Raw genomic sequence first — 24,731 nt, forward strand, 5'->3', positions numbered from 1 at the left:
GCTAGTACTGTTTAACCCTGAGGGCTCTGAATCACATTACCATTCTCTTTAGTGAACTCACTGACAGGATTTGCCAGTACCTCAAAGACACGCTCCAACGGACGACATAACACCGCCCCCTTATCGGTTACCACAATGGGACGGTTTTTAGATACTCAACTCCTTTCTATTTAAAAAGCTGTATTCATAAGCTAAAGTTAGAAAATTTTTAGCATAAAATGCGTCAATACAATGCACTATTAAGTTAAAAGCTTGGGTTGAAGAGTGATTCTATTAAACCCGAATTGTAACCAAGTAGTGGCTTATTTTGGGTAGAAATAGTCCAAGGTTGTGAATATAGGTTCTAAGGTAAGCTCCCATTTCTAAGCCATTTGCGGTATCATAGGCAGATATTATAAATCCTGAAAATTTAATTAAAATCAATAAACTTAATAGGTGATTTTGTGCGTCAAATTCTTGTTACCAGTGCTCTTCCCTATGCCAATGGTCCTATTCATTTAGGTCACTTGGTAGAATACATCCAAACCGATATCTGGGTGCGAGCAATGAAGGCTCAAGGCCATCAAGTAACCTACGTATGTGCCGATGACGCGCATGGTACTGCCATTATGTTAAAGGCAGAAGCCAATGGCGTGACACCCGAAGAGCAGATTGCAAAAGTAAAAGCATCGCATGAAGCTGACTTCAGCAAATTCTTAGTAAACTTTGATAACTACCACTCTACTCATTCAGATGAAAATCGTGAATTTTCTGAGTTAATTTATCGTCGCTTAAACGGTGAAGGTCACATCTCAACCAAAGATGTTGAACAGCTATTTGATCCTGAAAAAGGACTGTTTTTAGCTGACCGTTTTGTAAAAGGTGAATGTCCTCAGTGCGCCGCAAAAGACCAATATGGCGATAACTGTGAAGTCTGTGGTACTACCTATAATGCGACTGAACTTAAAAACCCTTATTCAACATTATCTGGCGCCACACCTGTTTTAAAGACTTCTAAGCATTATTTCTTTAATTTACCTGAGTTTGAAGACTTTCTAAAGCAGTGGACCAATGATAAAAACCGTCTGCAACCTTCAGTATCCAATAAGCTTCAAGAGTGGTTTGAGGCAGGTCTAGCCAGCTGGGATATCTCCCGTGATGGGCCCTATTTTGGCTTTAAAATCCCAGACACCCCTGAAGGTGAACCTGATAAATATTTCTATGTTTGGCTCGATGCGCCGATTGGTTATATGGCCAGTTTTAAAAACCTATGCAAACAGCGCCAAGGCTCAACTGATCCTCTAAAACCAGAGCTGAATTTTGATGATTATTGGTTAGAGGAAAATCAACACAAAACTGAGCTGTATCATTTTATTGGTAAAGATATTGTCTACTTCCATGCATTATTTTGGCCAGCAATGTTAGCTGGGGCTGAATATCGCACGCCAACCGGTGTTTTTGCTCATGGATTTTTGATGGTCAATGGCGAGAAAATGAGTAAATCGCGAGGTACCTTCATTCAAGCCGAGACCTTTGCTAAGCATTTACACCCAGAGTATCTACGCTATTACTTTGCGACCAAGTTGTCGGATAAAGTGGAAGATCTGAATTTAGATTTTGCTGACTTTATGCAGAAGGTAAACTCTGACATGGTCGGCAAAGTGGTCAATATTGCCAGTCGTAGTGCCGGCTTTATCGTCAAAAAATATGATGGCATACTGTCTGAAAACTGTGCAGAGCCTGAGCTATTAAATGATGTTATGCGCACTGGTGAAGAAATTGCGGCTGCATATGAAAATCGTGAGTTTAGCCGTGCGATGCGCCTAATTATGCAATGTGCGGATAAAGCAAACGAGTATATTGACAGCAAAAAACCATGGGCAATGGCTAAAGAAGAAGGTCGTGAGCAAGAAGTACAAGAGGTTTGCTCAGTTGCCATCAATATTTTCCGTCAGCTTATGGTGTATTTAGCGCCGGTGTTACCTGAGCTTACTGACAATGCCAAGACTTTCTTAAATATCGATGACTTAAGTTTTGAAAGCCGTAACACGCTATTGCTTGGTCATAAAATCAATAAGTTCAAGCCATTGATGCAGCGTATTGAGCAATCGCAAATTGATGCCTTGATTGAAGAATCAAAGCAGGACTTAGCGTCAGTCGATGCTAATAACAGTGCTAATTCTAAGAGCAGCGTTCAGCCAAATGAAGGTACGGCGCCTGATGCTACTTCTGTAGAAAGCTTTATTGAGTTTGATGACTTTATGAAGGTCGAAATGACAGTTGCTCACGTCCTTGAGTGCAATTATGTAGAAGGGGCCGATAAACTGCTACAGTTTACATTGGATGTGGGTAAAGATAAGCCAATCAATGTCTTTAGTGGTATTCGTAAATTTTACGAGCCAGAACAATTAGCGAATAAAAAAGTTATTTGCGTTACTAACCTTGCCCCACGTAAGATGAAGTTTGGGGTATCAGAAGGTATGATTTTATCGTCTGGCGACCCTAAAACAGGATTGGTTGTCATCACCTTACCAGACGAGTGTCAAGTCGGAGATAAATTAGCGTAATATATTCTGTCTAACGACTAAGGCGTGTGCCCATTTTTATATCACTTTTATATATGAGGACACGCCCTAAACTTTTTATAGGGGATATCTGAAAATACCTTTATAATGGTGGTGTTGATCAAATATAAGCCGATGTTAATTAACATCGGCTTTTTTTAGTTAGCATCTTTTTTTATTTCACAGTTATGTTACATTATAGTCAAATTCCCTTATAAATGTTACAAGGCAATCGATCTCAGTGAATACTGTGGTTAGGATAGCACCCTACAGCTGTGACACTTTAAGAGAATTAAGAGAATAGTATTCCATAGTTTTGTTTTACATTGTTCATTTTAAGTGAGTAACCACTAATGCAGCCAGATTCATCATCATTATTCAATCTCTTTGAGACATCTAACCTCATAACAACAAAATTCAACAAAAAAAGAATTTGGCGCTGTATGATTGCATTAAGCATGAGTGTCGGTATTGCGACGGTTACTGGCTGTACAGATAAACCTGACACACAAAGTGCGGGTGGTACTGCACCGACTAAAGAAGCCAAAACAGTAGCGGTAACACAAATTGTAGAGCATCCTTCTTTAGATGAGATCCGTCGCGGCATGATCGAGCAGTTGGCACAAGATGGCTATGTCAAAGGACAAAATCTTACGATTAATTTTCAAAGTGCGCAAGGCAATACGGCGACTGCTGGACAAATTGCCAAACAGTTTGCGGGTGATATGCCGGATGCTATCGTAGCCATTTCAACCCCTTCTGCCCAAACTGTCGTTGCTTCTACGACCACCATCCCTGTTATCTATACCGCTATTTCTGACCCCGTCGCCGCTAAGCTTATTACGGCTAATAACGTCCCAACTCAATCCAATGTCACCGGCTTATCAAGTCAATTACCGATTGAGCCCCCTTTGGACTTAATTCAAAAAATTGTACCAGATGCCAAGACTATCGGTTATGTTTACAGCCCGGGAGAGGCCAATTCCGTTGCCGTATTAAAGCAATTACAAGCCGCGGCACCTGCACGTGGGCTTAAAATACTTGATGTGGCTGCCAATCGCCCAAATGATGTGGCAATGGCAACCCGTAGCTTACAAGGTCGAGCGGATGTTATTTACACCTCACTTGATAATAATGTCATTACCGCATTTGAAGCCATGGCCAGTGCCGCAAATGAGATGGATATACCTGTCATTACGTCAGATGAGTTTAGTGTACGCCGCGGTGCTACTGCTGCCCTTGGTGTCAATGATTATGACTTTGGCCGGGTCACCGGAAAAATGGTATATCGCGTATTAAACGGGGAAGCCATCACCGATATCAAACCTGAAGTCATGAACGAATTGACGTTGTATATCAGCCCAAAGCATGCCAAAGAACAAGGCGTTACACTGGATAAAAGCCTGATAGCAGATGGCATCAATGTGGATGACACAAAACCTAGTAACGAAGCGTCGCAGTAACAACTAAGCTTCGCAGTCAATAGACTTTATTAACTATTCGAGTCTATTTCATCATTATACGACTCAATAAGCGCTTAAAAACGGAAGTTTATATGTTATTAATGCCTAAGGAGATACGCTATGTTTAACCCAAATCGATTTGTAAAAACCCTAATGTGGAGCGGTGTCGCCACAGCTATTTTAGCAGGTTGTAATCAACAGCCAACTACCAATGATACAGCGACGACGGATAACACCAAGACTGCTGCCACAACCGAAGTAAAAGAAGTAGCGATTACTGCCATTGTAGAACATCCCTCTCTTGATGCAGTACGTCAAGGGGTTATAGCCGAATTAGCCGATGAGGGGTTTATAGAAGGTAAAAACCTTAAAATCAACTTCCAAAGTGCTCAGGGTAATACTGCCACTGCTGGTCAAATCGCTAAGCAATTTGTGGGTGACAATCCAGATGTCATCGTCGCAATTGCTACCCCTTCTGCGCAATCAGTTGCAGCAGCGACCAATACCATACCATTGGTTTTCTCAGCGGTTACTGATCCGGTAGAAGCCAAGTTGCTAAAAAGTCTAGATGGCTCGGGTACAAACGTAACGGGTGCGTCAGATGCCCTGCCCTATGCCCCTCAGATTGACTTGATGAAACAAATTATTCCAAGCCTTAAAAATGTAGGCTATGTCTATAGTCCTGGTGAAGTCAATTCGACCGTTGTCTTAAAGAATCTTGAGGCACAGTTGCAGCCTATGGGCATTACGGTACACTCTGCCCCTGCACAAAAGAGCAATGACATTGCGATGGCAGCGCGCAGTATTGCTGACAAAGTAGACATGATCTACACCACAACAGATAATAATGTGGTTTCCGCTTACGAATCACTGTATCAAGTGGCTAAAGAGAGTAAAATCCCTTTAATCGCAGCTGATACAAGCTCCGTTGAGCGGGGCGCTATTGCCGCGCTTGGGGTGAACTATCATGATCTGGGTATTGAAACAGGTAAAATCGTGGCGCGTATCCTTAAAGGTGAAGATGCTGGTAGTATTCCTGTCTATACGCCGAGCGATTTGGACTTATATGTTAACCCCACCCATGCCACTGAGCAAGGTATTGAATTGCCACAATCTGTTATTGATAGTGCGAAAGAGGTTTTAAAATAGACCATACTTCATAATTAATAGACAATCTACAAAAAAGATGGCATAGGATTTATATCATATGCCATTTTAAATTAGGTCCATAAGGTGTGTGGGACATTCGACCATGGTACGGGCTTAGACTATTTTTGAATGTTCAACCGACCCTAACTTGAGTGCAGAGTTATATTGTACCTCGTTCTCAACTTATGAAAACTCATTGTAGGCTGGTGCTTTTAGCCCAGAATATTAAAACCTTTAATCAAAAATGCTGGGCTAAAGCCACAGCCTACGTTAAGAGTTGAGAATGGGGTATATTCTGTAAAATTCATTTTGGCTTACAACACTTAGTTAGCTCAATATATCATTCGTTATTAGTTTTTAGGGATTAACTACTAGCACTGAACGACTCATTGGGTTAACTAAGTTATATGCTGCGTAAGTCAAACCATTGTGGTGTTTATCCATTATGTCTATCATCGCTTTTTTTGGTGCCCTTGAAAGTGGTCTCATCTATGCCTTAGTGGCTTTAGGCGTCCTTATTTCATTTAGAACGTTAGATTTTCCAGACTTAACGGCTGATGGTAGCTTTCCTTTAGGAGGAGCAATCGCCGGTGTCTCTATTGTCTCTGGCATAGATCCTTGGATTGCCTGCGGTCTAGGAATGCTCGCTGGTGCAGTCGCTGGCATGGTCACTGCTTGGCTACATGTCAAATTAGGCATATTGCAACTGCTTGCCAGTATTTTGGTGATGGTAGCTTTATACTCAGTCAATCTTCGCATCATGGGTGCACCAAACCTCCCACTACTTGGCGAAAACACTGTGTTTAGTACGCTAGTGACCAATGAGAATGGCTATTGGATGCGCTGTCTCATTATTGGCGGTGTCGTCATTCTCGCTAAGTTATTTTTGGACTGGTTCTTTAGTACTGAATCAGGATTGTCCATGCGTGCTACCGGTTCTAACCTTAAAATGGCTCAAGCTCAAGGCATCAACACCTCTATTATGACTGTGGTTGGTATGGCAATATCTAATGCGCTGATCGCATTGGGAGGTGCGTTATTTGTACAGACCCAAGGCAGTGCAGATATCTCAATTGGTATTGGTACAATCGTCATTGGTTTAGCCGCTGTTATTATTGGTGAGACCATTATTCCTGCCAAACGTATCTGGTTAATTACCTTTGCTGTGATATTAGGGGCTGTGATCTATAAGTTATTTATTCAAGTGGCACTGTCGAGTGATATGCTAAGAAGTATTGGCTTTGGCTCACAAGATTTAAATTTAATTACTGCGTTACTGGTAGTGATAGCCCTACAGTTACCATCGATAAAATCTAAATTATTATCTGGTCATCGAACGTCGTAAATAACGACTGTCAGTTTATTAAAACTTATTTGGAATAAGCTGGAATAAAAAGGATATCAGTTTATGATGCAAGCCAATGACCTTCGATTGACTTTTAATCGAGGCACACCTATTGAGAATCCTGCTTTACGTGGCATCAGCCTAAATATTGCAGAGGGCGAGTTTGTCACCGTTATTGGTACCAATGGTGCGGGCAAGTCTACCTTCTTAAATGCCGTCAGCGGTACTATCCGAGTTGATAGTGGCTCTATATTACTTAATGGTATTGATGTCACTAAAAAGAATGCTCATCAAAGAGCGCATTGGGTTGCCCGTGTTTTCCAAGACCCTATGGCCGGCACTTGTGAAGCATTAACGATTGAAGAAAACTTAGCACTGGCTTATAAACGGGGTGAAAAACGTGGTTTAAAATTCGCGCTTAATAACAGCAACCGTGACTTATTTCGAGAGAAGCTGTCTATCTTAAAGCTTGGTCTTGAAAATCGCTTATCTGATAGAATGGGACTATTATCTGGCGGTCAACGTCAAGCCGTCAGTCTTCTAATGGCATCTTTACAACCGTCAAAGATATTATTGCTTGATGAGCATACCGCTGCTTTAGATCCAAAAACAGCCTCGTTTGTGTTAGAACTAACAGATAAGATTGTGACAGAGAATAATTTGACAACGATGATGGTCACCCACTCGATGCAGCAAGCATTAGCGCATGGCGACCGAACGGTTATGTTGCATCAAGGTCAAGTAGTGCTTGATGTTTCAGGTAATGAGCGTCAAGGTATGACGGTCCATGACTTACTTGATATGTTTGAACAAACCCGTGGTGAGAAAGTCGAAGATGACAGTTTGATATTAAGTTAACATGGGTTTGCTAAGATATAGTCATAGCCAGACTATAGTTGTTTTGGTAAGAAATAGTATAAAGCTCAAAATCAAAAAGCCTAACTGAATTCAGTTAGGCTTTTTTGTATAACTTAAGACTAAGTATTAAAGTTCAAACTCTAAAGGACGGTCACCTTCGCTGTCTTGAATACGGGTCGGCAAGCCAATATCGTTTAGCAAGTTAATAAAAGGTCTGACGTCGAGCTCTTCAACGTTTGCCATGTGGCCTACATCCCACTCGCCAGTCGCGATAAGCATCGCCGCGGCAACCGGTGGCACGCCAGCGGTGTACGAAATACCTTGGCTGCCCACTTCATTATAAGCGTCTTTATGATCAGAGACGTTGTAGATAAAGACTTCGCTATCTACGCCGTTAATTTTACCTTTGACCTTATCACCGATACAGGTTTTGCCCGTGTAGTCTGGCGCCAATGAGCTTGGGTCTGGTAAGACTGCTTTAATCACTTTAAGAGGCACGACTTCTTGACCTTCTGCGGTAGTGACTGGTTGCTCTGAAAGCAGTCCAAGATTTTGCAGTACGGTAAAGACATTGATGTAGTGCTCACCAAAGCCCATCCAAAAGCGAATATTCGGTACATCAAGGTTAGCTGATAATGAGTGAATTTCATCATGGCCGCTAAGATAGCTGTTTTGCTCACCAACAACCGGTAGGTCGTCGGTGCGCTTCACTTCAAACATTTTGTTCGATTGCCATTGACTGTTTTGCCAAGAGTAAACGGTTCCGGTAAACTCACGGAAGTTAATCTCTGGGTCAAAGTTGGTGGCAAAATATTTGCCATGACTACCGGCATTAATATCGATAATGTCAATATCGGTCACAGTGCCTTTATCCATCATGTCATAGCCGACACGCGCATACGCATTGACCACGCCAGGATCGAAGCCTGCCCCTAAAATGGCAGTGATATTGTTATCAGCACAGCGCTCTTTGCGTTTCCACTCATAGTTACCATACCAAGGCGGTGTTTCACAAATTTTGCGTGGATCTTCGTGAATTGCCGTATCGATATACGCAGTGCCTGTATTAATACACGCTTCAAGCACTGTCATATTGACGAATGCTGAACCGACATTGATAACGATTTGTACGCCGGTGTCTTTGATTAATTGGGCGACAGCGTCTGAATCCATCGCATCCACGGTATGGGTATGCAATACAGCCTCTTGCTTAAAGCTGCCCTTCTCTACAATACTGGCAGCGATGGCATCGCACTTAGCCTTGGTACGTGACGCGATATGCAACTCCCCCAACACGTCGTTATTCATAGCACATTTGTGGGCAACCACTTGGGCAACACCGCCGGCACCGATGATTAAAACATCTCGTTTAGGGTTTTGAGTGTGAGTAGTAGTCAATCTGGAAATCCTCCTTAGTGGGTCAACCTACCTAAATCGATTACCATCTAGGTTATGAGTTGACGCCGTGAATGATGTGCGTGAATTAAAAAGGAAGAATTAGGAAAACCCACGCACCCGAAATATTAAATTTACTAGACATTGATCTATCGTTGTTAGATTAAAATAGAATTTGTCAAAATCATAAAACCTACTATTTGTAGGGTTAGATTAGTTGCATCTGTAATTGCCTTCTTCGATAGATAAATGTCTAGATTTGATATACTTAATGAATCAAATAAATTCAAAGGGCAGCATTATAGTGATTTATGACTGATTTTGCGACTGAATTTTATTGATCAAACTTAACTATTAACCGTCTAAGATGCTATTTTAGCAAGATTACTCTTAAATATTGGCTACTTTAAAATCAATACCATCATATATAAGAGCATTCATAGGTTATTTAAGCTCTAATGACATATAAGGGGTTAAGCTTATGATGTGCTATCCGGCTTAGGACAAGCTGGCTTTAAAATCATGATAACCAAACGTTTTTTGTACCTTTAACTCGCCATTTTCATCACAGATGACAATAGAGGGCATTGCCACGCCATTAAACCAGTTTTTCTTAACCATGGTATATCCTGCCGCATTGCCAAATGCAACAGTATCGCCGATGCTTAAGGAGCTCTCTAATGCATACTCTCCAAATATATCCCCAGCTAAGCAGGACTTACCATAAATAATCGTACTGGTTTCACCCTCTTTTGAGTTGATATTGCAGTTTTGTTTATTAATCTGAACTAATGGTGCAGTCTCACGATATATTAATAAATCGAGCATGTGAGCTTCGATCGAGGCATCGACTACGGCAAGTGACTTCCCATTATGTAAGGTATCGACCACCGTCGTCACAAGCTTAGCGGCATTATGAATACAGGCTTCACCGGGTTCTAAATAGATTTGGACGCCATATTCGTCACTGAAGGCTTTTAGTCGATTTGCCAACTTCTCCAATGGATACTCTGGGGCAATGAAATGAATGCCGCCGCCAAGACTGACCCATTCAAGCTCATAAAAAATATCTCCAAACTTACTTTCAATATCATCAAGGCTGGCACTAAAGGCCTCGAAGCTGTCATTTTCACAATTATTATGAATCATAACACCTGTAATCTCGGAGATGACAGGTTTGATTTTATCGATATCATGCTCCCCTAGACGGCTAAAGGGACGCGCTGGATCGGCAATGATGAAAGACGAATTACTGGTTTTTGGATTAATGCGTAATCCGACAGGAACACCTTGTGTTTTGGCCTTGTCTTTAAAAGCATGGAGCTGATTAAATGAGTTAAAGATAATCTTATCGGCGTAAGATAACACCTCATCGATCTCATCGGCACTATAGGCAACACTATAAGCATGAGTCTCTTTGTTTTCACGGCTACCGTCAGCTTTAACCCAATCTCCAAATTCTTCTTTTCCTAAACGTACCTCATTAAGCGAGGAGGAGGTTGTGCCATGCAAGTAAGGCTTCATCTCATCAAACACGCCCCAAGTCGCAAAACATTTGAGCGCCAACAGTGCTTTTGCGCCTGATAAGTCGCACAAACGCTTAACGATTTCTAAGTTTTGCTGTAAATCGGCGATATCAATTTGATAATAAGGGGTTTTTAGCATATTTCTTCCTAAAACAAACAAAGGACAAAAGTCTATTAATTATCTACGGTAACTCACCCATTTTACTCTTTAATGGCTTTTAAGGAGCGATTTAGCTTCTCAGCATCAGGGTGAAACGCATAACAGATCACTTCCCTATCTCCATCTTGCCAGCTATCAACGGTTGGTGTCAGTACCGACATTTCATAATAGGATTTTTGATAAGGACGTCCAATATAGCCTTTAAATTTATCCTCACAAATATCAAGCATAGTATTTAATAAGCTGTCTGTCTCAACATACGCTTTGGCGTCTGGTAAGTTGAATTTATAATATACTTCATTATCATGCGGTGACTTACAATCAATAATCGGAAAATTATTTGACGCAATATTATCCTTATCATCTTTTATAGTATTTTCTTCACTAGGATCGTCAAAACACATGCCAACGTGCATTGAACTTGCTTCATTTCCAGTCATTTCCTGCTGAGACTGTTCGTGAGAGCATCCACTGAGCCACAATGTACCTATCAAAACAGACGTTAGCAGTCCGACTGAAACGCTTTGCGTGTGAGCTTTACACTTTTTCAATACCATTACTCCACTTTTGGACCACTCGATATGATCAAACCTAACCCAATACTATGCAGAATTTAATAGAATCAATCTTAATGACCTATCATTGGCTATCATTGGCGGTCACTGGATGTCATCGCCTGAAATACAGAATCTTAACGTGTTTATTGTCTGTGATTTAATTTATTTGGTTAAACGAGCTTGTCTTAGTCTTTCATAGCTACTTAGCTACCTTGCCAAATATTCAGTCATCTCTTCCACACCATGCAATGTCATCGGATACATATGACCTTCCATTAATTTTTCAATCTCGCCTATGGTATGAGTATAGTGCCAGTGAGCCTGCTCTTCTGGATTAAGCCATGCTACTTTATCAAAGTGGTCAAGCACACGTTTGAGCCATACGACTCCAGCCTCTGCGTTCATATACTCGACACTGCCCCCAATAGAAAATAACTCATACGGTGACATCGAAGCATCACCGACAAATATCACTCGATACTCTCGTCCATATTTCTGCAATAGCTCCATCGTCGGGGTACGTTCTGAGTGTCGACGTTGGTTGTTTTTCCAAACATAGTCATATAAACAGTTATGAAAATAAAAGAACTCTAACGTTTTAAATTCATTTTTAGCGGCAGAAAATAACTTTTCCAATGCTTCAATGTGCATATCCATACTACCGCCAATATCAAACAGCATTAAAACTTTCACCCGGTTACGGCGCTCAGGCTGCATATGAATATCAAGCACCCCCTTGTTGGCCGTTCGCTTGATCGTCTCTTTGATATCAAGCTCATCCGCGCTACCGGTGCGCGCAAACTGACGCAAGTTACGAAGTGCCATTTGTAATTGGCGAGTACCCAGCTGCCTGTCATCGTCTAAATCACGATACTTACGCTGTTCCCATACTTTGACCGCACTGCGTTTACGCGATTCACCGCCAACGCGCACTCCTTCAGGGTGATCGCCATAGGCTCCAAAAGGTGACGTGCCACCAGTGCCGACCCATTTACTGCCCCCTTGATGTCGCTCTTTTTGCTCTTTTAAACGTTCCTCTAGGGCTTTCATAAGCGCTTCAAGCGAGCCATATTTTTTTAACAATCGGCGTTGTTCTTCAGTTAAGTTTTTGGGATCAAGCTTTAAGTCTAGCCACTCTTTAGGAATATCGGTCAGCTTCGCCATTAGCTCATCAATATCTAAGCTATCTACACCATCAAAGTAGTCTGCCATGGCTCGGTCAAACTTATCAAAATGTCGCTCGTCCTTGATCATGCAAAGCTTTATAAGGCGATACATATCGTCACGACTGGCAAAAGTCCATAAGTCTTCCTTGTCCCCAGCATCATCAAGGTCATCATTCGATAACTCAGGATGTGGCTGACGCATTAATCCCTTATCGAGCGCGGCATTTAAATCCAGTAGCTCACGTGTGCTTACTGGTATGCCATAAGCCCGTAGCGTATAGAATAGTTTTACAAACATAATCGCCTTACCCTCAAACCTACATCAAAATACGACGTCTCATTCATTATTTACTATCTAAAGTAGTCCAAAGTAGATAATAGACTAGAATTAACGACGCATCATATTGGCAAAACGCTGTAATAACGTAACGTCCGCTTCATTTTTAAGCAGAGCGCCATATAAAGGCGGTATTGACTTCTCTCCACGCAAGTTCTCTTCTAATTCTTGCTGTGCCATATCATCAGCCAGAAGCAGCGTCAACCAATCCACTAATTCTGAAGTCGAAGGTGGTTTTTTTAAACCTTGAATATTACGCAGTTTATAAAATATATCTAACGCATCACTCACAAGCTTTTGTTGAATATTTGGGAAATGCACATCGACAATCTGGCGCATGGTCTGCTCATTAGGAAAATCAATGTAATGGAAGAAGCAACGACGCAAGAAGGCATCAGGTAACTCTTTTTCATTATTTGAGGTGATGATAACTACTGGACGCTGTTCGGCTTTAATGGTCTCCCCCGTTTCATAGACATAAAACGACATCTGATCCAACTCATGCAGCAAATCATTCGGAAATTCGATATCGGCTTTATCAATTTCATCAATTAACAGCACACTACGCTCTTGTGACGTAAATGCTTCCCATAGCTTTCCCGGCTTAATATAGTTATTAATATCATAAACCTTATCATCACCCAACTGTGAGTCACGAAGGCGAGATACCGCATCATATTCGTATAAGCCCTGCTCAGCTTTAGTCGTCGATTTAATATGCCAAGTAATCAAAGGCATACCCAAACTTTGAGCAACTTCTTCAGCGAGTAAGGTCTTACCTGTCCCCGGCTCGCCTTTAATCAACAAAGGCTTTTGAAGGGTAATAGCGGCATTGACTGCCAATTGCAAATCATCAGTCGCAATATAACTTTGGGTACCAGAAAACGTAGTATTCTTAGTCGTTAGATCTGTGGGTTGATCATTTATATTTTGAGTCATAAGGGGGTTCTCTTCGAGTAAATTAAAATTGAAATGATGCTCAATATATTTTTAATTATTTAGTACTAGCTCACTAACTGTTCGTTAAATAGCTGTTTGTTAAATAGCTGGTTACTCACTAACTCATTTTTAAATAAAAGGTTACTCTCTAACAAGCTTTATGCCCTAAAATCTAATTCACTAAATCCTTATCACACAAATTCTGTGACATAAGACGTTATGGGGTAAACTTTGTGATATAAGAGTAGTGCTTGGTGTTGAGTGGGTCTTCAAGAAAATAGAAATCTGTTAATTGAAGTGACCCGAGCATTGATAATTTATAGGGATAGGACTTAAGCATAGGTAGCATAGGTAATTTTTATTATTCTTTTGTAGTTTTTTGACTCCATCATGTTTTGAATCGAGCATCGACGTTGTCTTAAACGTCAACATTACCTTAAATGACTTTAATATGAATATTTTGAATTTAATTGACACTTTATACGAGTCGACACCTGATGATAATTGACATCTATATATTAAAAAATATTAATAAACATTAACCTAGTTAAGGGTTACTTCGAGTATATAAAACCTACTATCTATGAATCATTATGTTTAGAGGTAGGTACTGGTTTTTTCGTCTTAATTAACTGATGCTCATTAGCTTCATCATTACTGTCTATTAAGTCGATATAATTTGCAGAAGCCAACTGGAGGTTTGATTTTTCATCTTTAATAGCTTGTTGACGTGAACGTTCTGCATTAGATTCAATTAGATTTCTAATCATCTGCCATATAAAGCCTAATACCAGTCCTAATCCAAAAACGACCAATATAGGCAGTAAGCTTCGCAAGGCGGTACCAGGTTCTTTCATCAAAATACCATAAACCACACCAATAATTGCTGGGGCAATATCACCAGAGTTACCCGCTGCAGTGCTTGGTGTCAATAGTATGGCAAAAACAGCAAGCCAACTCATTCCTCCAATTGGGCGAGGAAGTATTCTGACAATAAACAACCACAGCAATAGAACAATAATTGAAAATCCCACATAGGCATAAATAGGCAGCATATCTGGTGGCACATCTGCCACAAGATGACTCCACCAAATCGTAATCCGACTAGCGGATTCGCTGATGGCATCCATCGGTAATTTAGAAATAATATTGCGTAACCAGTCCATGCAATGCTCAGTCTATAAATTAATTAAGGTTAAAAATCTAACTACTCTAGCAGATTTGGTCAATAACAAAATAACTATTAATCAACCTTAGCAACTTTATCCATATTTCTATTGCTACAGTAATATCAATAGCCGCCTAGTTGTATATAAAAATACTTTTCAAGAATACAGTTTGAACAACACTCATTTTAACATGACTTTAGGGTCTAATGAACATTAGTATCCATGCAAAAATCGATAGTGAGGATTAAGATATTGATAAAAGTGTATTAATACAGCAACGAAAGTTAGTCATATTTCTTATCTTGAGAGTCTTTCATGCGAGCCTGCGCTTGTGCCAACAATACATCTGAAGGCGGGGCTTGAACAAAATAGCCTTGTGACTTTAGCTTTTCAATAACCTCATCTTTATCTACTCGCGCTAATTTCTTAGTCTCTGATAAGTCCAAATGCATTAAAAACTTGCTCTCGCCTAAGCTTTGACGTAATTCTTTAGGCAATACCCCAAGCCAATCTTTAATCTCATCGGTATCATTCGGATAATCTGGACGGGCTATATAAACATACATTTCACTATGCTTTGGGAATTTATAGATATCGCAGTGCATTACATCGGCTCTTTATTAGTTAGTGAATAAAAATGGTTAGTGAATAAAAATGGTTAGTGAATAAAAATTATTTAAAATTGATTAAAAGATTGCTGAGGAAGTTTCTTTGAATGACTTAAAATTAATAGTGATTCATAAGTGAATAAATCTTTAAGTTAAATTCTAATCTCATCAATACTGATATTTTTTTCCTTTATTATTTACCTTTTGTACCCCTTTATAATACCCTAATATCTTTATAGTATGACTTTTCATGATTAAAAAAATAATAAACTCAATACATACCGTTACTATTATACGTAACCGTTTTTTTAACGATTATTAAGATTAAATGAGTCTCATAAACTTATCTCTTGTAAAAAAAGCGAACACCTTTCATAATAAGGGCGTTTTTCAGGAGAGCACAGTATCTTTTTTCGTCACATATTTGTTTTAAATTATGATTACATTAAGTAATCATATTAATTAACTTGAATATATGTTGCGACAAGTATGGCTGTCACCGAAGGCGTAAGCACCCTGCCAATCGCTCAGGTAACCGGACTGAATAACTCATTTACTTGCCGCCTATTAATGTAGGATCGGTTAAAAGTAGGATTGATGTCATCGCGAATTAAACATCTTTTTACGCGTTGTCATCGTAATGACAAATCTGGAGAGTGGTACATACAGGCGTTTGAAACGAACGACTAAGACAATAACCTATCTAGTCAATAAAGCATATTTTTTATAACTAGCGTTTAGTTGTCATTACTCATCGTTAATAGACCTATAAAAATGTACCCACCGAAGGGGAAAAGACATCTTATTATTGTATTTTAATTAATGTAAACTCAATAGTACTGATGTCGAAAATCTCAGGTAACAGGACAGATGGGGCAAATAAGTTAATCGAGACATCTTATCAGTGTAACTGAACAAGAGCGAAACAACATCGCTTTGGTTTTATTGATAAAATGGACTTTGTAACTTATTTGCCCCTTTTTTGTTCCGCACTATTTATAACTAATCGATTTGTTAACTATTCGATCTTAAGGATTTGTCATGACAACATTGCAACGCACCCCTTTTTATCAGTCTCACCTCGATAATAATGGTAAATTGGTTGATTTCTCTGGATGGGAACTCCCTATTCATTATGGGTCGCAGATTGATGAACATGAAGCGGTACGTACTGATGCCGGTATGTTTGACGTGTCGCATATGGTCGTCACTGACGTCAAAGGTAGTGACGCCAAAGCATGGCTACAGAAACTATTGGCCAATGACGTCGCTAAGCTAAAAACCGTTGGTAAAGCGTTATATTCAGGTATGCTTAATGAAGATGGCGGTGTCATCGATGACCTAATCGTTTATTTAACCAATGAAGATGAAACGACATATCGCATTGTGTCCAACGCTGCAACGCGTGACAAAGACTTAGCGAACTTCAATAAAGTAGCCGAAGGGTTTGATGTGACGTTAACCGAACGTCCTGAACTTGCTATGCTAGCGGTACAAGGTCCAAATGCGATTGAAAAGCTTAAGCAAGCCAAGCCAAATTGGGCAGATACTTTAGATGGGTTAAAACCTTTTGTGGGTGCTGACCTAACAGATGTAGAAGGTGAGAACTGGTTTGTCGCTCGCACAGGATATACCGGTGAAGATGGCGTTGAAGTGATATTGCATGGTGATAATGCGAATACCTTTTTTGCTTTATTGCTAGATAAAGGTATCAAACCAGCTGGTCTTGGCGCTCGTGATACGCTACGTATGGAAGCGGGCATGAACTTATACGGCCATGATATGGATGAAACCACTAGCCCTTATGAGTGTAACATGGGATGGACGTTGGCCCTAAAAGATGATCGGGACTTCGTTGGTCGTGAGGCAATGACGGCAAAGCGTCAACAGGCGAAAGACAATGGTACGGCGATGAAGCAAGTTGGATTGTTATTAGAGTCTCGCGGTGTACTTCGTGAAGGTATGACCGTAATGATCAATCAAGGGTCTGATAACGAACAAACGGGTATTATCACTAGTGGTACCTTCTCCCCTACTCTAAAACAATCTATTGCGATTGCCCGTATTCCAGCTTCAGTTAGTGATGACGATACCGTAGAAGTTGATCTACGCGGTAAAGGTAAATACGTGGCAGTACGTGTTTTAAAACTGCCTTTCGTCCGTAATGGTAAAAAGCAGTTTGTTTAACCAAATTTAAGAGCTTGTATAAAACGAACATCAATAAAATTTCATGACTAAAACATGACTAAAAAATAGCCCCTGACTTTGCTATAGTGAGTCCGTCATTTAAACTTAACCCGATAGTTTTGATGCCGTAGTTTTAGAGTTACCCCTTAGCCAACCCACTACCTTTTTTGGAGAATAGTATGAGTAATGTACCAAGCGAACTAAAATATGTTGCCAGCCATGAGTGGTTACGTTTAGAAGATGACGGTACTATCACGGTCGGTATTACAGACCATGCCCAAGAAGCCCTTGGAGATATCGTTTATGTCGAGCTTCCTGATGTCGGTGATACTGTTGCTGTCGATGATGAAGTGGCGGTTGTTGAATCTGTAAAAGCGGCTTCAGATGTCTATGCCCCTATCACAGGTGAAGTTGTTGAAATTAACGAAGCGCTTGAGGATGATCCAGAAGTCATCAACACCGATCCTTATGGTGACGGCTGGATGTATCGTATTAAGCCTGACAATGTCGACGATTATGAGGCCTTATTGAGCGCTGAAGAGTATCAAGCAGAGCTATAATCTCTCTAATGGTTTTAAGCTATCTAATTGATACTTAACAGCTGAATACTTTAAAGACTGAATAATTTTAAAGATGTATTGCGAGCGTCATGTCATGGATGGGGTGACGCTCACTATTCACAAATTGGCGACTTCGGTGTGTTAAGCATGCCTATTTAGTACATCCATGACTATATGGAGACATCTTAAACTCAACACTTAACGGACACTTAGGGATATTTGTTATGTCTACTCAGCCTCAAAATAGTACACCCAGCAACTTTCAAAACCATGATAATCAGAATGACAATCAGCATCATAATAAGCGCAAAAAAAACGCTACTCAGCCATCAGCACCCCATTTAGCAGCATTTACTGAAGTGGTGGAGTCTCGCCGCTCAGTAAGGAAGTTTACCGATACGCCGATACCAGATGACGTTTTGGCAGATTGTTTGCGGTTGGCAATGCTTGCGCCAAACTCTAGTAACTTGCAACCTTGGGAATTTTACATTATTGACACCCCAAGTATCCGTCAACAGGCCAATCGTATTTGTATGAATCAAAATGGTGCTAAAACGGCAAATAAATTGATTGCTGTTGTGGCACGTACGGATACATGGAAACAGCATGCAAAACAAAATCTTGATGAGTTTCCACACTCGCCTGTTCCGGAAAAGGTTAAAAAATACTACAGCCAAATTGTTCCTCTTGACTTCTTACGTGGTCCAGCTGGCGTTATCTCTATTGCCAAGCGTGGGCTCACTAAAGCGGTACGACAGTTTAAAGGCCCCGTTAAAACGCCTTATTATACTTTTGAAGATATTAAAAACTGGGCGACAAACAATACGGCGTTAGCAGCAGAGAACTTAATGCTCGCCCTACGTGCACATGGTTTTGATAGCTGCCCAATGGGTGGGTTTGATGAGCCTGCACTAAAAAAACTATTAAATCTATCGCCGGATCACCATGTCGTTATGATTATCGGTGCCGGTGAGCGTGCGGAAAGAGGCATCTATAGTGATCAGTATAGATTTGATTATGATCAGTTTGTCAAACAAGTATAACCCAAAGCAGTATTGGCAACGTCTTGTTATATAGGCAACTTGCAAGGTCTATATCTTGCAATGCCTAACAGCAAAACCTAATGTCAAAACCTAAATATGAATCAATACCGCTATTAAGCTTTGAACCAATACCGCTATTAAGCAATGCCACTACTATGAGTACTGTCAACCGCTTCAATAATTCCAATTACTTTAAGTAAGTAACATAATTAAGTACTGTAAGTAAGCACGATAAGTAAGTACGGTAATTAAGCACTATAAATAAGTACCGTAACTATCGTTAACGTTTGCCTTCCTGCAAACCTCAGCCCCTCGTTATATTGAATATTAAGGACTGCAATGACTTCACCAACTAACTCTAACTTATCATTTGACAGTTTATTTGATGATGCCCGCTTTGTATCCAGACATCTTGGTTCGGGTGCTAATGATCAACAAGCCATGCTAAAAGCAGTGGGCTATGATGACATGGACAGCTTTATTGCAGATACTGTGCCTGAAGCGATCCGTATGAACCGGGCGCTTGATTTACCGTCAGCTATGAGCGAGCATAATGCGTTAGCCAAGCTACGTACTATGGCGGATAACATAACCGTCAACAAAAGCTATATCGGTCAAGGCTACTCTCCTGTGCGCATGCCAGCCGTCATTCAGCGAAATGTGTTGGAAAATCCAGGTTGGTACACCGCTTACACGCCTTATCAAGCTGAGATATCACAAGGTCGTCTTGAAGCCTTGTTAAACTTCCAGCAAGTTTGTATTGATTTGACCGGCCTTGAGATGGCAGGTGCGTCGTTACTTGATGAAGCCACAGCGGCGGCGGAAGGTATGGCAATGGCCAAGCGCGTTAGCAAAAGCAAATCCAACCAGTTTTTCGTCGATGAGCGTATTTATCCGCAGACTCTAGACGTGATTAAAACCCGTGCTAAATACTTTGGCTGGGAGGTTGTGGTCGGTGATTTTGAAACCGCAAAATCAGGTGACTTCTTTGGGGCGATCTTCCAATATGTTGGACGTGAAGGTGATGTGGTAGATTTAACGGACGTCATTGCTGCTGTTAAAGAAAATAAAACCTATGCGTTGGTGGTCAGTGATATCATGAGCTTGGTACTCCTTAAGTCTCCTGCCGATATGGGTGCAGATGTGGCATTAGGTAGCACCCAGCGCTTCGGTATTCCGATGGGCTTTGGTGGACCACATGCAGCCTACTTTGCCTTTACTGATAAAGCAAAACGCTCAGCGCCTGGTCGCATCATTGGTGTATCCAAGGACGCTCAAGGCAATGTCGCCTTACGTATGGCGCTACAAACTCGTGAACAGCATATTCGCCGTGAAAAAGCCAATTCAAATATTTGTACCTCGCAAGTTTTACTTGCCAACCTAGCAGGTATGTATGCGGTCTACCATGGTCCAGAGGGTCTAAAGCGCATCGCAACTCGTATTCATGCGATGGCAACGGCATTTAGTAACGCCATTAAGTCTGCAAACAATGAGTTAAAGGTGGTTCACGACAATATCTTTGATACGGTATTGGTTGACTGTGGCTCAGAGAAGCTGGCATCACAGATTTTCGAAAATGCGGACAATGTTGGCTACAACTTATGGCGTGAAGGCGACACTAAACTATCTGTCTCTTTTTCAGAGACCAGTGACGCGGCTGATTTTGAAGTATTAACTCAGTTGTTTAATAACAAAGCGCAGTCACTTTCACATGACGCTGAAATGTCCCTTGATGCAGCAGTCCTGCGTACAGATGATATTCTGACTCATCCTGTCTTTAATTCGCATCATACTGAACACGAGATGCTGCGTTACTTGAAAAAGCTTGAAGACAAAGATTTGGCGATGAACCGCAGTATGATTTCACTGGGCAGCTGTACCATGAAGCTTAATGCCACCAGTGAGATGTTGCCGATTACTTGGAATGAGTTTGCCAATGTGCATCCTTTTGCACCTCAAGATCAAGTGACCGGTTATCTGGCGATGATTGAAAGCTTACAAGAGCAATTAAAAGCAATCACTGGCTTTGATGATATCTCTATGCAGCCAAACTCTGGCGCTTCTGGTGAATACGCTGGCCTTCTCGCCATTCGCCGTTATCACGAATCACTGGGACAGTCTAATCGCACTGTCTGTCTGATTCCAAAATCAGCACACGGCACCAACCCTGCGACGGCACAAATGATGGGAATGCAAGTGGTGGTGGTCAATACCGATGAAAACGGTAACGTTGACATGGCTGACTTAAAAGCCAAATGTGAAGAACACAGTGATAACCTTGGCGCCCTAATGATCACTTACCCATCGACACATGGTGTGTTTGAGCCCGGTATCCGTGATATGTGTCAGCTTATCCATGATCATGGTGGACAAGTCTATATGGATGGTGCCAACATGAATGCTCAAGTTGGTATTATGCAGCCTGCTGAAGTGGGTGCTGACGTTCTGCATATGAACCTGCATAAAACCTTCTGTATTCCACATGGTGGTGGTGGTCCAGGCATGGGTCCTATCGGTATGAAGTCGCATCTTGCGCCCTTTAAAGCCAACCACAGTGTGACTCCGGTATTCAATGCGCCAAATAATACGTCTGCTGTCTCTGCTGCGCCTTATGGTTCAGCGAGCATTCTACCTATCTCATGGATGTACATCACTATGATGGGCCGTGATGGTCTGCTTGCAGCCACTAAGACTGCATTATTAAATGCAAACTATGTTGCCAGCCAGCTTAAAGATGACTACCCGATTCTGTATACAGGTAAAAACGGCCGTGTGGCTCACGAGTGTATTATCGACATTCGTCCTTTGAAAGAAGAGACTGGTATTAGTGAGGCGGATATCGCCAAGCGCTTAATGGATTATGGTTTCCATGCGCCTACAATGAGCTTCCCTGTCGCTGGCACGCTAATGATTGAGCCTACTGAGTCAGAAGCTAAGCATGAGCTTGATCGCTTTATCTCAGCGCTAAAGTCAATTAGACAAGAAGCCATGAAAGTGAAAGCGGGTACAGACGGCTGGACAGTGGATGATAACCCATTAGTAAACGCACCGCATACTGCCTTTGTTATCACAGGTTCTGACTGGTCACATCCCTACAGTCGCGATACTGCAGCATTCCCATTAGACTATATCCGTGAACACAAGTTCTGGCCATCTGTAGGCCGAATTGATGATGTGTATGGCGATAAAAACTTAATGTGTAGTTGCCCAAGCATCGAAAATTATATGTAATCGAATAGCTAATCTGACAATAGCACTGTTAAACACCTCCGAATGAAAAGTTCGGAGGTGTTTTTTTTGGATGGTTTTTAAATTACATTTATGCTAATGACGTTTATTGATGCTAATACCGTACCGCTTTAGTTTAGATACAACTATAGTGTATGATAATCAATTATTTCATTAGTAAGACAGGATAACCCGCGTGTCAAAGTCATCCCCCAATCCCCGCCCCTTCGTCGTATTAATTCATGGTCTGCATCAAACGGGATGGATCATGACGTTAATGGCCAAAGCGTTTAAAAAGAATGGCTTTGAGACGCACCTGCATAACTATCATAGTCTGCGGGACAGTATCGATCTGCACAGTGATAGCTTAAATAAGTGGTTAACGGACAATCATAATCCTGAGGTGCCGATTAACCTTGTCGGGCATAGCTTAGGGGGTCTGGTTATTCGTGATTTTATCGCCAGATTTCCTCAATGGAAAATCGGACGTTGTGTCACACTAGGCACGCCCCACGCCGGTAGCGTCACGGCAAATTATGCCAAAAAGCTCGCCGCCCCTTTAATCGGTAATGCGTTTGAAAATGCTTTAGATGGTCAGACTGCGCCTTTAAAAGAAGAGATTAGCTTGGGCGTTATAGCCGGCAATTCGCCTTATGGCTTAGGGCAACTGGTCTTAAACTACCACAAGACAAAATCAAAATTACCCGATAATAAAGGTGAGCACGACGGCTCAGTGTATGTGTATGAAACCTATCTACCTAACGCAAAAGATCATATCGTGTTGCCTGTGTCACACACGGGTATGTTAGTCAATAAAGAGGTGGCTCAGCAGGCGATTTACTTTTTAAATCATGGAAAGTTTAAAAGAGATTGAGTTTAAACCTCAATGATAGTGTGACTATAAACACGTAGGGTGACATAGCCCTGATTGAAGCGGATATACTGCTTGGCTGAGTAAGATGCAGGGGCTTGCTCATAGGTGGCTCGCGAAGCAAGAGACACTAATGAGCCTAGCCATCTGCCTTACTCAGTCAAGGAGATAGCAGCGAAAAGCAGGAATAGCTCCAAATTTATGAACCTTAAAAAGTTCAATAAAGGACACATTAAAACCCTTTCTACGATTTGATATTACTCTTCATCTTGCGCCTGCATGCCTTGCTGTAAAGCGACCTTATGAGACTCAATCAACGGAATAAGTGTCTGCATCACCCACTGATTACGCCAGCCTTTTAAGCCTTCTGGCAACGTCTCAATAGGCAGATCATAGGCGACCATTTCATACAATTGGGTCAGCCATTTTTTGCGCATCAGCACATTCGCAGGCACGCCCGTTTCTGCTTCATAGGCTTTAACCGCTTGATTCACAGCTTTTGAAACCGTCTTATCCTTTGAGCGATAAGGGGGCAATATACGCCCAGGCTGCTCCGCAACCGGTAACTGTCGCGCCTGATTAATCACAGCGAGTAACTCTTCCCCATATAACCGCGCTATACTGCGATGAATGGTGGTCTTTTGTGTCAGCTGTTTCATCGTCGTTGGCAGCTCAACCACCACATCTCGCACGGCTTGTTTTTTTAAGATAAAGGTTTTAGGCTGATTAGTCGCTCGCGCTAACGATTCACGCCAGCTTGATACGGCTTGCAATACTGCCAGCTGCTCACCCGTATAGCGGAAATCTGCCATCGCTAAATAGGTGGCATCATCCTCAATATTGGCGGACTCAAATAGCTCTTTGGTATAGAGCTGACAGTCCTCTACCACCTTGTCTAGTAAGTTCTTTTTTTGCAGTTGTTGTTGCAAAATATCATATAGCGCTAACAGGTAACGCACATCATCGATGGCATAACTTTCTTGATCATGAGTCAAAGGTCGGGCCAGCCAGTCTGATTGACTCTCGCCCTTTTCAACCCGAATATCAAGCTGCTGACCCAAGGCTTGCTGATAGCCCATCTGTAGTTGACCGGTGAGATAAGATAAAGCAATCTGAGTATCAAACACATTGGTTAACGCCGGACTTTCTGATAGCAGGTAGAATATCCCCAAATCTTCGCCGCAAGCATGCCAAATCATAGTGGGCATATCCTCTAATACGACCCAAAACTCCGTAAGGTCAAGCTTAGGCGCATCAATTAAGTATATCGTCTCCCCTGTATTTATTTGAATCAATGCCAATATAGGGAAATAGGTATTGCGTTTAATAAACTCAGTATCTAATGCAATTCGCTCATGGGTTTCCAAATCATCAAGGCACTTCTCTAACGAATCAAAGTCAGTTACCCATTTGACAGGCAAGTTTTCCGCTAACTCAAGCTGTTTCTTAATGACATTAACATCGAGCAGTTGACTGGGGTCATTAATAGTGGCTGTTTTGGGTTCTTTGGCACTTTTATCATCTAAAGGAGACGATGTTTGGTTTGCTGTGCTTTGAGGGTTAGAAGCGCTTTGAGATTGAAAAGACTGGGTTGCTTGATTTGACATATAAGTTTGCTCTGACTGAG

Annotated in this window: 20 protein-coding genes and 1 riboswitch; of the genes, 10 read left to right on the plus strand and 10 right to left on the minus strand. The window is 41.4% G+C overall.

Going from position 1 to position 24,731, the window contains the following annotated elements:
* Positions 1-11: 11 nt before the first annotated feature.
* Positions 12-134 (minus strand): hypothetical protein, encoded by a 123-nt coding sequence (locus AC21OG_RS00790; protein WP_487377068.1) that lies wholly within the window; start codon positions 132-134, stop codon positions 12-14.
* 309 nt (positions 135-443) lie between these two features.
* Here AC21OG_RS00790 and metG point away from each other — a divergent pair, with 309 nt between their 5' ends.
* The 5 genes from metG to AC21OG_RS00815 all read left to right on the plus strand — a co-directional run bounded on the left by metG (position 444) and on the right by AC21OG_RS00815 (position 7,358).
* Entirely contained in the window at positions 444-2,546 is a 2,103-nt protein-coding gene (metG, locus tag AC21OG_RS00795) for a methionine--tRNA ligase (RefSeq protein ID WP_487377070.1), read from the plus strand.
* A gap of 440 nt (positions 2,547-2,986) precedes the next feature.
* Positions 2,987-4,006, plus strand: coding sequence for an ABC transporter substrate-binding protein (locus AC21OG_RS00800; RefSeq protein ID WP_487377071.1), 1,020 nt, complete (start codon positions 2,987-2,989; stop codon positions 4,004-4,006).
* Between the two features lie 120 nt (positions 4,007-4,126).
* Complete coding sequence (locus tag AC21OG_RS00805) at positions 4,127-5,155, plus strand: ABC transporter substrate-binding protein (protein WP_487377073.1); 1,029 nt, start codon at positions 4,127-4,129, stop codon at positions 5,153-5,155.
* Between the two features lie 445 nt (positions 5,156-5,600).
* Complete coding sequence (locus tag AC21OG_RS00810) at positions 5,601-6,500, plus strand: ABC transporter permease (RefSeq protein ID WP_487377074.1); 900 nt, start codon at positions 5,601-5,603, stop codon at positions 6,498-6,500.
* A gap of 63 nt (positions 6,501-6,563) precedes the next feature.
* Positions 6,564-7,358: an ABC transporter ATP-binding protein gene (locus tag AC21OG_RS00815; RefSeq protein WP_486547835.1), complete on the plus strand. Its 795-nt coding sequence runs from the start codon at positions 6,564-6,566 to the stop codon at positions 7,356-7,358.
* A gap of 126 nt (positions 7,359-7,484) precedes the next feature.
* On the opposite strand, the gene AC21OG_RS00820 is transcribed toward AC21OG_RS00815, so the two are convergent.
* From AC21OG_RS00820 to AC21OG_RS00850, 7 genes are all read right to left on the minus strand, one after another.
* The gene (locus AC21OG_RS00820; protein WP_487377076.1) at positions 7,485-8,756 is read right to left on the minus strand and encodes a saccharopine dehydrogenase family protein; all 1,272 of its coding nucleotides are present in this window, start codon (positions 8,754-8,756) and stop codon (positions 7,485-7,487) included.
* Between the two features lie 495 nt (positions 8,757-9,251).
* Positions 9,252-10,418 carry a carboxynorspermidine decarboxylase gene (gene nspC / locus AC21OG_RS00825; protein ID WP_487377077.1) on the minus strand — a complete coding sequence of 389 codons (1,167 nt, stop codon included), beginning with the start codon at positions 10,416-10,418 and terminating at the stop codon, positions 9,252-9,254.
* Positions 10,419-10,480: 62 nt separating this feature from the next.
* Positions 10,481-10,996, minus strand: a complete 516-nt coding sequence (locus AC21OG_RS00830) for a septum formation family protein (RefSeq protein ID WP_487377078.1) — start codon at positions 10,994-10,996, stop codon at positions 10,481-10,483.
* 207 nt (positions 10,997-11,203) lie between these two features.
* Positions 11,204-12,460 carry a vWA domain-containing protein gene (locus tag AC21OG_RS00835; protein WP_486547839.1) on the minus strand — a complete coding sequence of 419 codons (1,257 nt, stop codon included), beginning with the start codon at positions 12,458-12,460 and terminating at the stop codon, positions 11,204-11,206.
* A 90-nt stretch (positions 12,461-12,550) separates the two neighbouring features.
* The gene (locus AC21OG_RS00840) at positions 12,551-13,438 is read right to left on the minus strand and encodes an AAA family ATPase (RefSeq protein ID WP_487377079.1); all 888 of its coding nucleotides are present in this window, start codon (positions 13,436-13,438) and stop codon (positions 12,551-12,553) included.
* A gap of 581 nt (positions 13,439-14,019) precedes the next feature.
* The gene (locus AC21OG_RS00845; RefSeq protein WP_486547841.1) at positions 14,020-14,604 is read right to left on the minus strand and encodes a hypothetical protein; all 585 of its coding nucleotides are present in this window, start codon (positions 14,602-14,604) and stop codon (positions 14,020-14,022) included.
* Positions 14,605-14,891: 287 nt separating this feature from the next.
* On the minus strand, positions 14,892-15,212 hold the full coding sequence (locus AC21OG_RS00850; RefSeq protein WP_486547842.1) for a YcgL domain-containing protein: 321 nt from the start codon (positions 15,210-15,212) through the stop codon (positions 14,892-14,894).
* Between the two features lie 384 nt (positions 15,213-15,596).
* A riboswitch (glycine riboswitch) is annotated at positions 15,597-15,768 on the plus strand.
* A gap of 488 nt (positions 15,769-16,256) precedes the next feature.
* Here AC21OG_RS00850 and gcvT point away from each other — a divergent pair.
* From gcvT to AC21OG_RS00875, 5 genes are all read left to right on the plus strand, one after another.
* The gene (gene gcvT / locus AC21OG_RS00855; RefSeq protein WP_487377080.1) at positions 16,257-17,402 is read left to right on the plus strand and encodes a glycine cleavage system aminomethyltransferase GcvT; all 1,146 of its coding nucleotides are present in this window, start codon (positions 16,257-16,259) and stop codon (positions 17,400-17,402) included.
* A 179-nt stretch (positions 17,403-17,581) separates the two neighbouring features.
* The gene (gcvH, locus tag AC21OG_RS00860) at positions 17,582-17,962 is read left to right on the plus strand and encodes a glycine cleavage system protein GcvH (protein ID WP_486547844.1); all 381 of its coding nucleotides are present in this window, start codon (positions 17,582-17,584) and stop codon (positions 17,960-17,962) included.
* A gap of 224 nt (positions 17,963-18,186) precedes the next feature.
* Complete coding sequence (locus AC21OG_RS00865; protein WP_487377081.1) at positions 18,187-19,005, plus strand: nitroreductase family protein; 819 nt, start codon at positions 18,187-18,189, stop codon at positions 19,003-19,005.
* Positions 19,006-19,344: 339 nt separating this feature from the next.
* Positions 19,345-22,236, plus strand: a complete 2,892-nt coding sequence (gene gcvP / locus AC21OG_RS00870; RefSeq protein ID WP_487377083.1) for an aminomethyl-transferring glycine dehydrogenase — start codon at positions 19,345-19,347, stop codon at positions 22,234-22,236.
* Positions 22,237-22,501: 265 nt separating this feature from the next.
* Positions 22,502-23,107, plus strand: a complete 606-nt coding sequence (locus tag AC21OG_RS00875) for an esterase/lipase family protein (protein WP_491185065.1) — start codon at positions 22,502-22,504, stop codon at positions 23,105-23,107.
* Between the two features lie 2 nt (positions 23,108-23,109).
* Here the strand turns inward: AC21OG_RS00875 and AC21OG_RS00880 are convergent, their stop codons facing one another.
* A complete protein-coding gene (locus AC21OG_RS00880; RefSeq protein WP_486547848.1) occupies positions 23,110-23,235 on the minus strand; it encodes a hypothetical protein in 126 nt (41 codons plus the stop codon).
* 126 nt (positions 23,236-23,361) lie between these two features.
* The gene (locus tag AC21OG_RS00885; RefSeq protein WP_487377087.1) at positions 23,362-24,711 is read right to left on the minus strand and encodes a ribonuclease D; all 1,350 of its coding nucleotides are present in this window, start codon (positions 24,709-24,711) and stop codon (positions 23,362-23,364) included.
* Between the last annotated feature and the right edge of the window lie 20 nt (positions 24,712-24,731).

It is taken from the genome of Psychrobacter sp. CX5 (assembly GCF_057621535.2).

Bases quoted from the DNA above. Each gene is read 5' to 3' on its own strand.
- AC21OG_RS00865 (WP_487377081.1), top strand. From the start codon at position 18,187: ATGTCTACTCAGCCTCAAAATAGTACACCCAGCAACTTTCAAAACCAT.
- AC21OG_RS00850 (WP_486547842.1), bottom strand. From the start codon at position 15,212: ATGCACTGCGATATCTATAAATTCCCAAAGCATAGTGAAATGTATGTT.
- AC21OG_RS00815 (WP_486547835.1), top strand. From the start codon at position 6,564: ATGATGCAAGCCAATGACCTTCGATTGACTTTTAATCGAGGCACACCT.
- AC21OG_RS00845 (WP_486547841.1), bottom strand. From the start codon at position 14,604: ATGGACTGGTTACGCAATATTATTTCTAAATTACCGATGGATGCCATC.
- AC21OG_RS00805 (WP_487377073.1), top strand. From the start codon at position 4,127: ATGTTTAACCCAAATCGATTTGTAAAAACCCTAATGTGGAGCGGTGTC.
- AC21OG_RS00840 (WP_487377079.1), bottom strand. From the start codon at position 13,438: ATGACTCAAAATATAAATGATCAACCCACAGATCTAACGACTAAGAAT.
- AC21OG_RS00875 (WP_491185065.1), top strand. From the start codon at position 22,502: ATGACGTTAATGGCCAAAGCGTTTAAAAAGAATGGCTTTGAGACGCAC.
- AC21OG_RS00810 (WP_487377074.1), top strand. From the start codon at position 5,601: ATGTCTATCATCGCTTTTTTTGGTGCCCTTGAAAGTGGTCTCATCTAT.
- gcvH (WP_486547844.1), top strand. From the start codon at position 17,582: ATGAGTAATGTACCAAGCGAACTAAAATATGTTGCCAGCCATGAGTGG.
- nspC (WP_487377077.1), bottom strand. From the start codon at position 10,418: ATGCTAAAAACCCCTTATTATCAAATTGATATCGCCGATTTACAGCAA.
- gcvT (WP_487377080.1), top strand. From the start codon at position 16,257: ATGACAACATTGCAACGCACCCCTTTTTATCAGTCTCACCTCGATAAT.
- AC21OG_RS00800 (WP_487377071.1), top strand. From the start codon at position 2,987: ATGATTGCATTAAGCATGAGTGTCGGTATTGCGACGGTTACTGGCTGT.
- AC21OG_RS00830 (WP_487377078.1), bottom strand. From the start codon at position 10,996: ATGGTATTGAAAAAGTGTAAAGCTCACACGCAAAGCGTTTCAGTCGGA.
- AC21OG_RS00885 (WP_487377087.1), bottom strand. From the start codon at position 24,711: ATGTCAAATCAAGCAACCCAGTCTTTTCAATCTCAAAGCGCTTCTAAC.
- gcvP (WP_487377083.1), top strand. From the start codon at position 19,345: ATGACTTCACCAACTAACTCTAACTTATCATTTGACAGTTTATTTGAT.
- AC21OG_RS00835 (WP_486547839.1), bottom strand. From the start codon at position 12,460: ATGTTTGTAAAACTATTCTATACGCTACGGGCTTATGGCATACCAGTA.